Source organism: Pseudomonas sp. ZL2 (assembly GCF_054788455.1).
On sequence record NZ_JBGOGX010000001.1, the window covers coordinates 294,161 to 307,321 of the forward strand.

The 13,161-nt window shown below is 63.5% G+C and carries 16 protein-coding genes and 1 pseudogene; 14 read left to right on the plus strand and 3 right to left on the minus strand.

Features of this window, described 5'->3' with window-relative positions:
* Nucleotides 1-21 precede the first annotated feature (21 nt).
* The 3 genes from phaZ (at nucleotide 22) to ABM562_RS01305 (ending at nucleotide 3,303) form a co-directional block, all read left to right on the plus strand.
* The gene (gene phaZ, locus ABM562_RS01295) at nucleotides 22-873 is read left to right on the plus strand and encodes a poly(3-hydroxyalkanoate) depolymerase (RefSeq protein ID WP_115089256.1); all 852 of its coding nucleotides are present in this window, start codon (nucleotides 22-24) and stop codon (nucleotides 871-873) included.
* Nucleotides 874-992: 119 nt separating this feature from the next.
* A complete protein-coding gene (gene phaC, locus ABM562_RS01300) occupies nucleotides 993-2,675 on the plus strand; it encodes a class II poly(R)-hydroxyalkanoic acid synthase (protein WP_115089257.1) in 1,683 nt (560 codons plus the stop codon).
* 13 nt (nucleotides 2,676-2,688) lie between these two features.
* Nucleotides 2,689-3,303 (plus strand): TetR/AcrR family transcriptional regulator, encoded by a 615-nt coding sequence (locus ABM562_RS01305; RefSeq protein WP_134064728.1) that lies wholly within the window; start codon nucleotides 2,689-2,691, stop codon nucleotides 3,301-3,303.
* A gap of 52 nt (nucleotides 3,304-3,355) precedes the next feature.
* On the opposite strand, the gene ABM562_RS01310 is transcribed toward ABM562_RS01305, so the two are convergent.
* The 3 genes from ABM562_RS01310 to ABM562_RS01320 all read right to left on the minus strand — a co-directional run bounded on the left by ABM562_RS01310 (nucleotide 3,356) and on the right by ABM562_RS01320 (nucleotide 5,049).
* Nucleotides 3,356-4,117, minus strand: coding sequence for a phasin family protein (locus ABM562_RS01310; protein WP_460420541.1), 762 nt, complete (start codon nucleotides 4,115-4,117; stop codon nucleotides 3,356-3,358).
* Between the two features lie 10 nt (nucleotides 4,118-4,127).
* Entirely contained in the window at nucleotides 4,128-4,547 is a 420-nt protein-coding gene (locus tag ABM562_RS01315) for a phasin family protein (protein ID WP_115089260.1), read from the minus strand.
* Between the two features lie 226 nt (nucleotides 4,548-4,773).
* On the minus strand, nucleotides 4,774-5,049 hold the full coding sequence (locus ABM562_RS01320) for a polyhydroxyalkanoic acid system family protein (RefSeq protein ID WP_115089261.1): 276 nt from the start codon (nucleotides 5,047-5,049) through the stop codon (nucleotides 4,774-4,776).
* A 124-nt stretch (nucleotides 5,050-5,173) separates the two neighbouring features.
* Here ABM562_RS01320 and ubiE point away from each other — a divergent pair, with 124 nt between their 5' ends.
* The 11 genes and pseudogenes from ubiE (at nucleotide 5,174) to ABM562_RS01375 (ending at nucleotide 13,142) form a co-directional block, all read left to right on the plus strand.
* Entirely contained in the window at nucleotides 5,174-5,944 is a 771-nt protein-coding gene (ubiE, locus tag ABM562_RS01325; protein WP_115089262.1) for a bifunctional demethylmenaquinone methyltransferase/2-methoxy-6-polyprenyl-1,4-benzoquinol methylase UbiE, read from the plus strand.
* Complete coding sequence (locus tag ABM562_RS01330) at nucleotides 5,944-6,567, plus strand: ubiquinone biosynthesis accessory factor UbiJ (RefSeq protein WP_346617460.1); 624 nt, start codon at nucleotides 5,944-5,946, stop codon at nucleotides 6,565-6,567. The genes ubiE and ABM562_RS01330 overlap by 1 nt, the downstream gene beginning before the upstream one ends.
* Nucleotides 6,564-8,171 carry a ubiquinone biosynthesis regulatory protein kinase UbiB gene (ubiB, locus tag ABM562_RS01335; protein ID WP_115089264.1) on the plus strand — a complete coding sequence of 536 codons (1,608 nt, stop codon included), beginning with the start codon at nucleotides 6,564-6,566 and terminating at the stop codon, nucleotides 8,169-8,171. Before ABM562_RS01330 ends, ubiB begins: the two co-directional genes overlap by 4 nt.
* Before the next feature lie 72 nt (nucleotides 8,172-8,243).
* Nucleotides 8,244-8,636, plus strand: a complete 393-nt coding sequence (hisI, locus tag ABM562_RS01340) for a phosphoribosyl-AMP cyclohydrolase (RefSeq protein ID WP_115089265.1) — start codon at nucleotides 8,244-8,246, stop codon at nucleotides 8,634-8,636.
* A gap of 1 nt (nucleotide 8,637) precedes the next feature.
* Nucleotides 8,638-8,973 (plus strand): phosphoribosyl-ATP diphosphatase, encoded by a 336-nt coding sequence (locus ABM562_RS01345; RefSeq protein ID WP_115089266.1) that lies wholly within the window; start codon nucleotides 8,638-8,640, stop codon nucleotides 8,971-8,973.
* Nucleotides 8,974-8,998: 25 nt separating this feature from the next.
* Entirely contained in the window at nucleotides 8,999-9,268 is a 270-nt protein-coding gene (locus tag ABM562_RS01350) for a twin-arginine translocase TatA/TatE family subunit (protein ID WP_115089267.1), read from the plus strand.
* Nucleotides 9,269-9,271: 3 nt separating this feature from the next.
* A complete protein-coding gene (gene tatB / locus ABM562_RS01355; RefSeq protein WP_134064732.1) occupies nucleotides 9,272-9,655 on the plus strand; it encodes a Sec-independent protein translocase protein TatB in 384 nt (127 codons plus the stop codon).
* On the plus strand, nucleotides 9,652-10,443 hold the full coding sequence (tatC, locus tag ABM562_RS01360; protein WP_115089269.1) for a twin-arginine translocase subunit TatC: 792 nt from the start codon (nucleotides 9,652-9,654) through the stop codon (nucleotides 10,441-10,443). Before tatB ends, tatC begins: the two co-directional genes overlap by 4 nt.
* On the plus strand, nucleotides 10,440-11,147 hold the full coding sequence (locus ABM562_RS01365; RefSeq protein ID WP_258578672.1) for a 16S rRNA (uracil(1498)-N(3))-methyltransferase: 708 nt from the start codon (nucleotides 10,440-10,442) through the stop codon (nucleotides 11,145-11,147). The genes tatC and ABM562_RS01365 overlap by 4 nt, the downstream gene beginning before the upstream one ends.
* 78 nt (nucleotides 11,148-11,225) lie before the next feature.
* A pseudogene (locus ABM562_RS01370) lies at nucleotides 11,226-12,287 on the plus strand (methyl-accepting chemotaxis protein); the annotation flags it as partial.
* A gap of 141 nt (nucleotides 12,288-12,428) precedes the next feature.
* On the plus strand, nucleotides 12,429-13,142 hold the full coding sequence (locus ABM562_RS01375; RefSeq protein WP_010222329.1) for a methyl-accepting chemotaxis protein: 714 nt from the start codon (nucleotides 12,429-12,431) through the stop codon (nucleotides 13,140-13,142).
* The last annotated feature ends 19 nt before the right edge of the window (nucleotides 13,143-13,161 follow it).

A 13,161-nucleotide genomic window follows, 5' to 3' on the forward strand; every position in this document is an offset into this window, starting at 1 on the left:
ACAAACCACAGGGCTTCGCGCATGCCGCAACAGTATATTTTCAGGACCGTCGACCTGGATGGCCAAACCATCCGCACCGCCGTCCGACCCGGCAAGCCGCACTTGACGCCCTTGCTGATCTTCAACGGCATCGGCGCCAACCTGGAGCTGGTATTCCCCTTCATCCAGGCCCTGGACCCGGACCTGGAGGTCATTGCCTTCGATGTACCTGGCGTGGGCGGTTCATCGACCCCACGCCACCCCTATCGTTTCCCTGGCCTGGCCAAACTCACCGCACGCATGCTCGACTACCTCGACTATGGCCAGGTCAATGTCATTGGCGTGTCCTGGGGCGGCGCCCTGGCCCAGCAGTTTGCCCATGACTACCCCGAGCGCTGCAAAAAGCTGGTACTGGCTGCCACCGCCGCGGGCGCAGTGATGGTGCCGGGCAAGCCCAAGGTGCTGTGGCTGATGGCTAGCCCCCGGCGTTATGTGCAGCCGTCCCATGTGATCCGTATTGCCCCGCAGATCTATGGTGGCGGTTTCCGCCGTGACCCGGACCTGGCCCTTTCGCACGCGGCCAAGGTGCGCTCCGGAGGCAAGCTCGGCTACTACTGGCAACTGTTCGCCGGGCTCGGCTGGACCAGCATTCACTGGCTGCACAAGATCCAGCAGCCCACCCTGGTGCTGGCCGGCGACGACGATCCGCTGATCCCCTTGATCAACATGCGCCTGTTGGCCTGGCGAATTCCCAATGCCCAGCTACACATAATCGACGACGGTCATTTGTTCCTGATCACCCGGGCCGAGGCCGTCGCCCCGATCATCATGAAGTTTCTCCAGCAAGAGCGCCAACGCGCCGTCATGCACCCTCGGCCCGCCCCCAGCAGCTGAGACGCCTGCCACACCCGAGCCCATGGCGGGACGCCAGGCAACCCGGGTGCGCGGCGTGAGGTTGGTGTCGCTCTTGCATTGATGTGTTTGTTGATGGCCTGACGACGGAGTGTTGCCTGATGAAAGACAAACCCGCGAAGGGATCGGTACCGGTCCCCGCCACCTATATGAACGTGCAGAGTGCAATCAGCGGCCTGCGCGGACGTGACCTGTTTTCGACCTTGCGCAGCGTCAGCCGCCATGGTCTGCGCCACCCGCTGCACACCGCCAAGCACATGCTGGCCCTGGGCAATCAACTGGGCAAGGTGCTGCTCGGCGAAACTCCCTATCAACCGAGCCCCCGCGACAACCGCTTCAAGGACCCGGCCTGGAGCCAGAACCCACTGTACAGCCGCGGCCTGCAGGCCTACCTGGCATGGCAGAAGCACACTCGCCTGTGGATCGACGAAAGCCAGCTGGCGCCAGACGACCGCGCCCGCGCGCACTTTCTGTTCACTCTGCTCAACGATGCCGTGTCGCCCAGCAACTCACTGCTCAACCCCCTGGCGGTCAAGGAGCTGTTCAACTCCGGAGGCCTGAGCCTGGTGCGCGGCATCAACCACTTGCTCGATGATTTGCGGCACAACGACGGCCTGCCGCGCCAGGTCAACCCGCAGGCCTTCGAGGTCGGCCGCAACCTGGCGACCACGCCGGGCTCGGTGGTGTTTCGCAATGAGCTGCTGGAACTGATCCAGTACAAGCCGATGAGCGAAAAACAATACGCCAGGCCATTGCTGGTGGTACCGCCGCAGATCAACAAGTTCTACATCTTCGACCTGAGCCCGGCCAACAGCTTCGTCCAGTACATGCTCAAGAACGGCCTGCAGACCTTCATGATCAGCTGGCGCAACCCCGACCCGCGCCACCGTGAGTGGGGCCTGTCGAGCTATGTCGAAGCCGTGGAGGAGGCGATGAACGTGTGCCGGGCGATCACCGGCAGCCGCGAGGTCAACCTCATGGGCGCCTGTGCCGGTGGCCTGACCATGGCCGCATTGCAAGGTCATTTGCAGGCCAAGCGCCAGTTGCGCCGGGTCAGCAGCGCCACCTACCTGGTCAGCCTGCTCGACAGCCAGATCGACAGCCCGGCCAGCCTGTTTGCCGACGAACAAACCCTTGAAGCCGCCAAGCGCCGCTCCTACCAGCAAGGCGTGCTCGACGGTCGCGAGATCGCCCGGGTGTTCGCCTGGATGCGCCCCAACGACCTGATCTGGAATTACTGGGTCAACAACTACCTGCTCGGCAAGGCCCCGCCGGCGTTCGACATCCTCTACTGGAACAACGACAACACCCGCCTGCCGGCCGCGCTGCATGGCGACCTGCTGGACTTCTTCAAGCACAACCCGCTGGCCCACGCAGCGGGGCTTGAAGTGTGCGGCACGCCGATCGATCTGCAGAAGGTCAACGTCGACAGTTTCAGCGTCGCCGGCAGCAACGACCACATCACCCCCTGGGATGCGGTGTATCGCTCGGTGCTGCTGCTCGGTGGCGACAAACGCTTCATCCTCGCCAACAGCGGCCATGTGCAAAGCATCATCAACCCGCCGGGCAACCCCAAGGCGCATTACGTCGACAATCAGCGCCTGAGCAGCGACCCGCGGGCCTGGCTCTACGATGGCAAGCAGGTCGACGGCAGCTGGTGGCCGCAATGGCTGGAATGGATTCAGGCGCGCTCCGGCGCCCAGCGCGAAACCCTGATGGCCCTCGGCAACCAGAACTACCCTCCCATGGACCCCGCGCCCGGCAGCTACGTGCAGGCGCGCTGAACAAGTAGAACGGATGAAAACCCGCGACCGTATCCTCGAGTGTGCCCTGCAACTGTTCAACCGCCAGGGCGAGCCGAATGTCTCGACCCTGGAGATTGCCAACGAAATGGGCATCAGCCCGGGCAACCTCTACTACCACTTCCACGGCAAGGAGCCGCTGGTGCTGGGGCTGTTCGAACGCTTCGAGGACGAGCTCACGCCACTGCTCGACCCGCCGCTGGAAGTGCGCCTGGATGCCGAGGACTACTGGCTGTTCCTGCACCTGATCGTCGAGCGCATGGCCCAGTACCGCTTCCTGTTCCAGGACCTGTCGAACCTGACCGGGCGCCTGCCCAAGCTGGCCCGTGGCATGCGCAACCTGCTCAACGCGCTCAAGCGTACCCTGGCGGCGCTGCTGGCCAGCCTCAAGGCCCAGGGGCAGGTGCTCAGCGATACGCGGGCGTTGGGGCAGCTTGTTGAGCAGATCACCCTGACGCTGCTGTTCTCGCTCGATTACCAACGGGTGCTGGCCCGTGAGGGTGAGGTAGGGGTGGTGGTGTATCAGGTGATGATGCTGGTGGCGCCGCACCTGGAGGCGGGCTCGCGGCATGCAGCCGAGCAGTTGGCGCTAAGGTATCTGGAGGGTTGAAAGCATCGCGGGGCAAGTCGGGTCGCCGCACTGCCCCGCGATAAAGCCAGTATCAGGACTGGCTGATCGGGCTTGCCGGAGCTGACGGCGCCGAAGCAACCGGTGCAGCATTGGCTACCGGTACCGGGCTTGGCGCCGGTGCAGCGCTGGCCGCAGGTGCCGCCGGCTTCGCTGCTGCAGGTTTAGCTGCTGGCTTGGCCGCTGGCTTCTTCACTGCCGGTTTCTTCGCTGCAGCCGGTTTGGCTGCTGGCTTGGCCGCAGGTTTTGCCGCTGCGGTTTTCGCCGCTGGCTTGGCTGCAGGTTTAGCCGCTGCAGTTTTTGCTGCAGGTTTCGCCGCCGCTTTCGGTGCAGCCTTGGCCAGTGGCTTGGCTGCAGGCTTGCTCGCCGCCGGTTTTTTCGAGATCGGAGTGACCGAAGCGCCGGTCAGTTTCTCGATCTGCTTGGTCAGGGTGTCGACCTTCGAATGCAGCGCCTTGACCTCACTGCGGCTCGGCACGCCAAGGCGCGAGATCGCACTGTTCAGGCGCTTGTCGAAAGCACCTTCGAGTTCGTCCCATTTGCCCAGTGCGCGATCCTTGACGCCGCTGATGCGCGAGGTAGCCGACTTGGCGGTTGCCTTGGCCGAGTCGACCGAACCCTTGGCCAGTTTTTCAGCTTTCTCACCCTCCTTGACCAGGCTGTCAAACACCTTGCTGCCATCCTGATCGATCTTGGAGTAGATCCCCAAACCAGCCAGCCAGATCTTGCGGGAATACTTCTCGATCTCCCCGACCCAGGAACTGCCTTCTTTATCAGTAGTCTTCTTGCCAGCCATCCCGCTCTCCTTATTGTTTACGTGCGACACGTTCAAGCAATGCCGTGAGCTCATCGAGCTTGACAGAGAGTGTCTCCACGTCATGTTTAGACGGAATGCCGATGCGATTCAAGGCGCTTGCGACCCGTGTGTCGAAAGCCTTTTCGATTTTGTCGAGTTGAACCTCGACCTTGCCCTTGACGCTGCTCAGCTCGCCCTTCACCGAATCGATCTCGGAGTTGGCGGCATCGACCTGCGCATCGAGTTTTTTCTTGCCGCGTTTTTCTACCGATTCACCGGCCTTGACCAGCTCTTTGAGGTAGTCGGCACCTTCCTGACCTACCCGGGTGTAAGCCCCGAGGCCCGCCAGCCAGATCTTGCGCGCGTAGCCGCGCACCTCACCCAACGTGCGCTGGGCGTCGTCTTTTTTCTTCAGGATCACTTTGGCCATGCTCTGCACCTCACGCTCTGAACGGAAATGGAGGAACTGCCCAGGGAAGTTGGGCTTGAGCACAAGGTAGGGGGAAAAATTAGAATTGGCACACTAATAAAGGGGCAGCGGCAAGCTTCAAGCTTCAAGCGGCAAGAAAGGGCAGCGGTGATCTTGGAACCGTCGCCCCCTCCCATTCACCGCGAAGCACTTGCAGCTTGCAGCTTGAAGCTCCCCCCTTGAGCCGCTAGGCGAGCGCCTTGTCCAGCGCCCGCTCGATCTCGCTCTTGATGGTCCCGCTCATCATCGACAGCATCATGCCCAGCTTCAGCTCGACCTTGATGCTGTCCTCGCCAATCAGCACGCTGCCATTGGCGCCACTGCGCTTGACCTCGACCCGGTCACCGTTCCAGCTGGCCTTGAGGTCGTATTCGCGGGCCAGCTTGTCGACCAGGGCTTCGGCCTTTTGCCGGGCCGCATCGCGGCCCAGGTTGTGTTTGCGTTCAACGCTGATCTGGGTCATTCATTCAATCCTGGGTTCGAAGGCATACTTGTATTATGCCCGCGCCCCACCTGCGACACACCCCGCCAAGACAAAACCGACCGTACGCCCTAGAATGGCCAGTAATTTTTTCCGGTGAAGCGATATGAACGATCAGCGCAAAGGCGACCACGCCGAACCCACCACCCACTTCGGCTACAAGAACGTGCCGGAAAGCCAGAAGGCCGAGAAAGTCGCCGAGGTGTTCCACTCGGTGGCGGCCAAGTACGACCTGATGAACGACGTGCTCTCCGTCGGCATGCACCGCCTGTGGAAGCGTTTCACCATCGAACTGTCGGGCGTGCGCCCGGGTAACCGGGTCCTCGACATCGCCGGCGGCACTGGCGACCTGGCAGCCAAGTTCTCGCAACTGGTCGGCCCCAGCGGTCAGGTAGTGCTGGCCGACATCAACGAGTCGATGCTCAAGGTCGGTCGCGACCGCCTGCTCGACCGCGGCGTGGCCGGCAACATCGAGTTCGTCCAGGCCGACGCGGAAAAACTGCCGTTCCCGGACAACCACTTCGATTGCGTGACCATTGCCTTCGGCCTGCGCAACGTCACCCACAAGGACGAGGCCATCCGCTCCATGCTGCGGGTGCTCAAGCCCGGTGGCCGCTTGCTGGTGCTGGAATTCTCCAAGCCGACCAACAAGCTGATGTCCAAGGTCTACGACGCCTACTCGTTCGCCTTCATGCCGCTGGCCGGCAAGCTGATCACCAACGACTCGGAAAGCTACCGTTACCTGGCCGAATCGATCCGCATGCACCCCGACCAGGAAACCCTCAAGGCGATGATGGTCGAAGCTGGTTTCGACCGCGTCACCTACCACAACATGACCAGCGGCATCGTTGCCCTGCACCGGGGAATCAAGCCCTGATGCTCCTGGCCGGCCTGCTCGCCAGCGTCGAACACGGCCTCAACCGTGTTTTGCGCCTGGACAGCACAGCGCTGCCGCGTCTGCGCCCGCTCGACGGCAAGGTGATTGCCATCGACTGCCGCCAGCCGGCCCTGCAGCTGTTCATCCTGCCCAGCGACCAAGGCCTGATGCTCGCCACGCACTGGGCCAATGAGGCCGACTGTACCCTGCGCGCGCCCGCCAGCAGCCTGGTGCGCCTGGCCCTGAGCCAGGACAAGAGCGCCGTACTGCACAGTCCGCAGGTCGAGCTTGAAGGCGACAGCGCGGTGCTGCTCGACCTGGTGGCAGTGCTGCAGGACCTGGAGCTGGACTGGGAGTACGAAGTTTCCCGCTGGCTCGGCCCGGTCGCCACGCAACTGCTCAGCGGTCATTTGCGCAGCCGCGCCAACTGGACCCGCCAGGGCCTGGCGGCGCTCAACCAGAACCTTTCCGAGTACCTCGCCGAAGAGGCCCGGACCCTGGTAGGCCTGCGCGAAGCCGAAGCCCGTTTCAGCGAACTCGACACGCTAAAAGTCGATATTGAACGCCTTGAGGCGCGCATCGAGCGCCTTGCCCGATCCCTTGATACCAGCGATAACGCATGAAGCTGCTTGCCGTCCGCCGTTTGTTGCGCATCCAGCGCGTCGTGATCCGTTACCGTCTCGATGACCTGCTGTTCGCCCTGCCCCTGCCCTGGTGGCTGATGGGCCTGCGTTATGCCATGCCTTGGCGCTGGCTGCCGCGCAAGCAACTGGAGCTCAGCCGTGGCGCGCGCCTGCGCCTGGCGCTACAGGACCTGGGGCCGATCTTCATCAAGTTCGGCCAGTTGCTCTCGACTCGCCGCGACCTACTGCCCGAAGACATTGCCGACGAGCTGATGCTGCTGCAGGACCGGGTACCGCCGTTCGACCCGCAAAAAGCCATCGCCCTGATCGAGGAGCAGCTCGGGGCCAAGATCAGCGAAGTGTTTAGCCGCTTCGACGTCGAGCCCCTGGCCTCGGCCTCGGTGGCCCAGGTGCACGCGGCCAAGCTCAAGAGCGGTGAAGAGGTGGTGGTCAAGGTGGTGCGCCCCGGTCTCAAGCCGATCATCGCCCAGGACCTGGCCTGGCTGTTCCTGATTGCCCGTGGCGCCGAGCGGGTTTCGGCCGATGCGCGCCTGCTGCACCCGGTGGAAGTGGTCAACGACTACGAAAAAACCATCTACGACGAACTCGACCTGTTGCGCGAGGCGGCCAACGCCAGCCAGCTCAAGCGCAACTTCGAAGGCTCGGAGATGATGTACGTGCCCCAGGTGTACTGGGACTGGTGCCGGCCGAAAGTGTTGGTGATGGAGCGCATCTACGGCATCCAGGTCACTGACCTGGCGACCCTGGCCGACCAGCGCACCGACATGAAGCTGCTCGCCGAGCGTGGCGTGGAGATCTTCTTCACCCAGGTGTTTCGCGACAGCTTCTTCCACGCCGACATGCACCCGGGCAACATTTTCGTCAGCACCGTCAAGCCGTGGAGCCCGCAGTACATCGCCATCGACTGCGGCATCGTCGGCAGCCTGACCCCCGAGGACCAGGACTACCTGGCGCGCAACCTGTTCGCCTTCTTCAAGCGTGACTACCGCCGCGTCGCCCAGTTGCACATCGACTCGGGCTGGGTACCGGCGCAGACCAAGCTGAATGAATTCGAAGCGGCGATCCGTACCGTGTGCGAGCCGATCTTCGAAAAACCGTTAAAGGATATTTCCTTCGGCCAGGTGCTGATGCGCCTGTTCCAGACCGCGCGGCGCTTCAACATGGAAGTCCAGCCGCAGCTGGTGCTGCTGCAAAAGACCCTGCTCAACATCGAAGGCCTGGGCCGCCAGCTGTACCCGGACCTCGACCTGTGGAGCACCGCCCAGCCGTTCCTCGAGCGCTGGATGCGCGAGCGGGTCAGCCCCAAGACCCTGCTGCAGAACCTGCATGGCCAGGTCGAACAGATTCCGCACCTGGCCGGCATGACCCGCGACCTGCTCGAACGCATGTCGCAGCCGCACCTGTCCGACCCGCCTGCGCCCTGGCAGCAGAAGAGCGATCACTGGGCCCTGCGCCTGCTCGGTGCCGGGCTGCTCGGCGGCGGTGCCACCCTGGCTGCCGGCGCGGTCAGCCTGAGCGCTCCGGCTGCCTGGCCGGCCTGGCTGATGCTGGCCGCCGGCCTCTACCTGATCGTGCGTCGATAGCCAGCCGGGCCGCTGGCTGGCACACTAGCGCAAGGGTTCGGCAACGGATCGAACCTGGTTTTGGAGTCGAAGATGAAAGACTGGCTGGACGAGATCAACTGGAACAGCGATGGCCTGGTACCGGCTATCGCCCAGGACCACAAGACCGGGCGCGTGCTGATGATGGCCTGGATGAACCGCGAGTCGCTGGCGCTGACCGCCGCTGAGCAGCGGGCCATCTACTGGTCACGTTCGCGTGGCAAACTGTGGCGCAAGGGCGAAGAATCCGGCCACGTGCAGAAGCTGCATGAAATGCGCCTGGACTGCGACGCCGACGTGATCATCCTGATGGTCGAGCAGTTGGGTCATATCGCCTGCCATACCGGCCGCGAAAGCTGCTTCTACCGGGTTTATGAGAACGGCGAATGGAAGACCGTCGATCCGGTCCTGAAGGACCCGCATGCCATCTACAGCGCAGGACACTGACATGAGCGACACCCTGACCCGCCTGGCCGAAGTGCTGGAATCGCGCAAAGGCGCCGAGCCCGATAGCTCCTACGTGGCCAGCCTGTACCACAAGGGCCTGAACAAGATTCTGGAAAAACTCGGCGAAGAGTCGGTCGAGACCATCATCGCCGCCAAGGACGCCGCCCATAGCGGCGACTGCAGCGATGTCATCTATGAGACCGCCGACCTGTGGTTCCATAGCATGGTCATGCTCGCGCAACTGGGCCAGCACCCGCAGGCGGTGCTGGACGAGCTGGACCGCCGTTTCGGCCTGTCCGGGCACGCCGAGAAAGCAGCGCGTCAGCCGTCGGCCTAACTGAATTATTTCGAGGGATTGCACCATGGGTATTTTTGACTGGAAACACTGGATCGTCCTGCTGGTCGTGGTGGTACTGGTGTTTGGTACCAAGAAGCTGAAGAACTTCGGCAGCGACCTGGGCGAATCGATCAAGGGCTTCAAGAAAGCCATGAACGAAGAAGAGACCAAGCCGGACGAGCAGACGCCACCGCCGGCGCAACCTGTCCAGCCGCAGGCCACTTCGCCGCTGAACCAGCCGCAGACCTTCGAAGGCCAGGCCCACAAGGTCGAAGAGCCGATCAGGAAAGATTGATCAATGTTCGGGATCAGCTTCAGCGAACTGTTGCTCGTGGGCCTGGTGGCCCTGCTGGTGCTCGGCCCCGAGCGCCTGCCGGGTGCCGCGCGCACCGCCGGGCTGTGGATCGGCCGGCTCAAGCGCAGCTTCAATGCGATCAAGCAGGAGGTCGAGCGCGAAATCGGCGCCGATGACATCCGTCGTCAGTTGCATAACGAGCACATCCTCTCCATGGAGCAGGAAGCGCGCAAGATCCTCAACCCCAACAGCGTGACGCCTGAGCCGCCTGCAAGCCCGGTAGCCAATGGCGAAACCGCCCCGGCCCCAGCCCCGGTCAGCAGCGAAACCCCGCCGCCGGTCGTCAGCGCGCCCACCGAACCGACACAGCCCCCGCGAGCCCCATGAGCGATATCCCGGAAAACGACCAGCCGATGCCGCTGGTTTCGCACCTCACCGAGTTGCGTACACGCCTGCTGCGCTGCGTCGCGGCCATCTTCCTGATCTTCGCCGGGCTGTTTTCCTTCGCGCAGCAGATCTACACCCTGGTCTCGGCGCCGTTGCGCGAACACTTACCGGCCAACGCGACGATGATCGCCACCGACGTCGCCTCGCCGTTCCTGACGCCGTTCAAGCTGACCATGATCGTCTCGCTGTTCCTGGCCATTCCGCTGATCCTGCAGCAGATCTGGGGCTTCATCGCGCCAGGGCTGTACCGCCATGAAAAGCGCATCGCGATCCCATTGCTGATCTCCAGCATCATTCTGTTCTACGCCGGCATGGCTTTCGCCTACTTTCTGGTGTTCCCGCTGATCTTTGGTTTCTTCGCCAGCGCCACTCCGGACGGGGTGGCGATGATGACGGACATCTCCAGCTATCTGGACTTCGTCATGACCCTGTTCTTCGCCTTCGGCGTGGCCTTCGAGATCCCGGTGGCCGTGGTGCTGCTGGTGTGGATCGGCGTGGTCGACGTGAAGTACCTGAAGAAGATTCGCCCGTACGTGATCATCGGCTGCTTCGTGGTCGGCATGATCCTGACCCCGCCGGACATCTTCTCGCAGACCCTGCTGGCCGTGCCCATGTGGCTGCTGTTCGAGATCGGCGTGCTGTTTGGCGGGCTGATCCGCAAGCGCAGCGAGCACCGTGAAGACGCTGCCGACGACCACAACGACCAGCCGCCAGCGACCCAGCCGTGAACCTGCTGTTACTCGAAGAGGCCGACTTCATCGCGGCCGATCGCGTGGTGCTGGCTGACCGGCGTTTTACCCATATGCAGGAAATCCACCGCGTGGCGGTGGGCGATACCCTGCGCGTCGGGCGTATCGGCGGGCTGATGGGCCAGGCCACGGTACTGCGCCTGGAAGGCCATGAGGCCGAGCTCGGCGTCAGCTTCGACCAGCCGCCTCCGGCCAAGCTGCCGCTGACCCTGGTGCTGGCCCTGCCACGGCCAAAGATGCTCCGCCGGGTATTCCAGACCGTCGCCACCATGGGCGTGCCGAAAGTGATCCTGGTCAACAGCTACCGCGTCGAGAAAAGCTTCTGGCAGACACCATTCCTTGAGCCCGAGGCCATCCGCGAACAGCTGATCCTCGGCCTTGAGCAGACCCGCGATACCGTCCTGCCCGAAGTGATCATCGAGAAGCGCTTCAAGCCGTTTGTCGAAGACCGCCTGCCAGCCATCAGCGAGGGCACCCTTGGCCTGGTCGGCCATCCCGGCCAGTACCCGCCGTGCCCACGCGGGCTGAACGAGCCGGTTACCCTGGCCATCGGCCCGGAAGGCGGCTGGATTCCCTACGAGATCGACCTGCTGGGCAAGGCTGGCCTTGCCCCGGTACAACTCGGCGAGCGCATCCTGCGCGTGGAGACGGCGGTCACCGCCCTGCTCGCCCGCCTGTTCTGACTTCAGTTTTGCCGCTCCAGGCCGATGCATTGGCAACAGAACAATAATCGCCTCTGCCGATCGCAATGGAGTCCCACCATGTACCGTTGGTTAGCCCAGCACCTGGGCAACGTGAGCGTCAATCTCAAACTCGGCATTGGCTTCGGCCTGGTCCTGCTGCTGACCCTGGCCATTACCCTGACCGGCTGGCAGGGCCTGAACGGTGTCACCGAACGCGGCGACACTCTGGGCGGCATCTCCCAGGTGCATCAGGCCACCCTCGAACTGCGTATCGCCCGCCAGGGTTTCCAGCTCAAAGGCGACGAGGCGGCGGCGCAGAACCTCAACAATGCGCTGGCAGCGTTAGAGCGCCAACTGCAAGCGGTCGACCAACGCATCGTCCTGCCGGAGAATCGTCGGCGTATCGAGCAGCAGCACGACGCCGTGCGCCAATACCGCCAGGCGCTGAGCAGTGCCGACAAGGCCGCCCAACAGCGCGAGGCCGCTCGCGCCGTACTCGGCAGCAGCGCCGACGAGGCTGCGGCGCTGATCGCCCAGGTCGAGCAACAACTACTCAGCGGCAGCGACCTGAACCTGTTCAACAGTGTGGTCGGCGCCAGCAAATTGCTGCAACAGGCGCGTTTCCAGGTGCGTGGCTACACCTACAGCGGCAAGGCCGAGTTCCAGCAGACCGCGCTGCAAGCCATCGACCAGGCCACCTCGCAGCTCAAGACCCTGGCTGAAGTGCTGCCAGCCAGCTACACCAGCAACTTCAACCAGGCCGCCCGCGCCCTGGGCAACTACCGCGGCGCCGTGGTCGAGTTCGGCAACGCGCAAAGCGCCTCCGAGCAGGCCGCGCAGCAGATGATTGTGCTGGGCCAGAACCTGATCGAACAGAGCCAGCAACTGACCACCACCCTCACCACCCTGCGCGATGACGAGGCGCAACACGCCAAGTCGATGCTGACCCTGGCCACGGTGCTGGCCCTGCTGTTCGGCCTGCTGGCCGCCTGGGCCATTACCCGGCAGATCGTCATCCCCCTGCGCCAGACCCTCAACGCCGCCGACCGGGTCGCCAGTGGCGACCTGCGCCACGACCTCAAGGTCGATCGGCGTGACGAGCTGGGCCAGTTGCAGCACAGCATGCAGCGCATGACCGTAAGCCTGCGCGAATTGATCGGCGGCATCGGCGACGGCGTCACCCAGATCGCCAGCGCCGCCGAAGAGCTGTCGGCGGTCACCGAGCAGACCAGCGCCGGGGTCAACAATCAAAAGGTCGAGACCGACCAGGTGGCCACCGCCATGAACGAAATGGCCGCCACCGTGCAGGAAGTCGCGCGTAACGCCGAGGAAGCCTCGGAAGCAGCGGTAATGGCCGATCAGCAGGCCCGCGAAGGTGATCGGGTGGTCGGTGAAGCCATCGCCCAGATCGAGCGCCTGGCCAGCGAGGTCAACCATTCCAGCGAAGCCATGGGCCAGCTCAAGGCCGAAAGCGACAAGATCGGCAGCGTGCTCGATGTGATCAAGTCGGTGGCCCAGCAGACCAACCTGCTGGCCCTCAACGCTGCTATCGAAGCGGCCCGCGCCGGTGAGGCCGGGCGTGGCTTTGCCGTGGTGGCCGATGAAGTACGCAGCCTGGCGCAACGCACCCAGCAGTCCACCGAGGAGATCGAACAATTGATCGCCGGCCTGCAGAACGGCACCCAGCAAGTGGCCACGGTGATGGATGCCAGCCGCGGCCTGACTGACAGCAGCGTCGAGCTGACGCGTCGCGCCGGCACCTCGCTGGAAACCATCACCCGTACGGTGTCTTCGATTCAGGCAATGAACCAGCAGATCGCTGCGGCGGCCGAGCAGCAAAGCGCGGTGGCCGAAGAGATCAACCGTAGCGTGATGAATGTGCGGGATGTGTCGGACCAGACCTCGGCCGCCAGTGAAGAGACGGCGGCGTCGAGCGTTGAGCTGGCGCGGTTGGGGACGCATTTGCAGACGCTGGTCGGCAAGTTCCAGCTGTAGAAAGCATCGCGGGGGAAAA

Excerpts from the sequence above, each read along its gene's own strand:
- phaZ (WP_115089256.1), top strand. The coding sequence starts at position 22 with ATGCCGCAACAGTATATTTTCAGGACCGTCGACCTGGATGGCCAAACC.
- phaC (WP_115089257.1), top strand. The coding sequence starts at position 993 with ATGAAAGACAAACCCGCGAAGGGATCGGTACCGGTCCCCGCCACCTAT.
- ABM562_RS01305 (WP_134064728.1), top strand. The coding sequence starts at position 2,689 with ATGAAAACCCGCGACCGTATCCTCGAGTGTGCCCTGCAACTGTTCAAC.
- ABM562_RS01310 (WP_460420541.1), bottom strand. The coding sequence starts at position 4,117 with ATGGCTGGCAAGAAGACTACTGATAAAGAAGGCAGTTCCTGGGTCGGG.
- ABM562_RS01315 (WP_115089260.1), bottom strand. The coding sequence starts at position 4,547 with ATGGCCAAAGTGATCCTGAAGAAAAAAGACGACGCCCAGCGCACGTTG.
- ABM562_RS01320 (WP_115089261.1), bottom strand. The coding sequence starts at position 5,049 with ATGACCCAGATCAGCGTTGAACGCAAACACAACCTGGGCCGCGATGCG.
- ubiE (WP_115089262.1), top strand. The coding sequence starts at position 5,174 with ATGAACGATCAGCGCAAAGGCGACCACGCCGAACCCACCACCCACTTC.
- ABM562_RS01330 (WP_346617460.1), top strand. The coding sequence starts at position 5,944 with ATGCTCCTGGCCGGCCTGCTCGCCAGCGTCGAACACGGCCTCAACCGT.
- ubiB (WP_115089264.1), top strand. The coding sequence starts at position 6,564 with ATGAAGCTGCTTGCCGTCCGCCGTTTGTTGCGCATCCAGCGCGTCGTG.
- hisI (WP_115089265.1), top strand. The coding sequence starts at position 8,244 with ATGAAAGACTGGCTGGACGAGATCAACTGGAACAGCGATGGCCTGGTA.
- ABM562_RS01345 (WP_115089266.1), top strand. The coding sequence starts at position 8,638 with ATGAGCGACACCCTGACCCGCCTGGCCGAAGTGCTGGAATCGCGCAAA.
- ABM562_RS01350 (WP_115089267.1), top strand. The coding sequence starts at position 8,999 with ATGGGTATTTTTGACTGGAAACACTGGATCGTCCTGCTGGTCGTGGTG.
- tatB (WP_134064732.1), top strand. The coding sequence starts at position 9,272 with ATGTTCGGGATCAGCTTCAGCGAACTGTTGCTCGTGGGCCTGGTGGCC.
- tatC (WP_115089269.1), top strand. The coding sequence starts at position 9,652 with ATGAGCGATATCCCGGAAAACGACCAGCCGATGCCGCTGGTTTCGCAC.
- ABM562_RS01375 (WP_010222329.1), top strand. The coding sequence starts at position 12,429 with ATGAACGAAATGGCCGCCACCGTGCAGGAAGTCGCGCGTAACGCCGAG.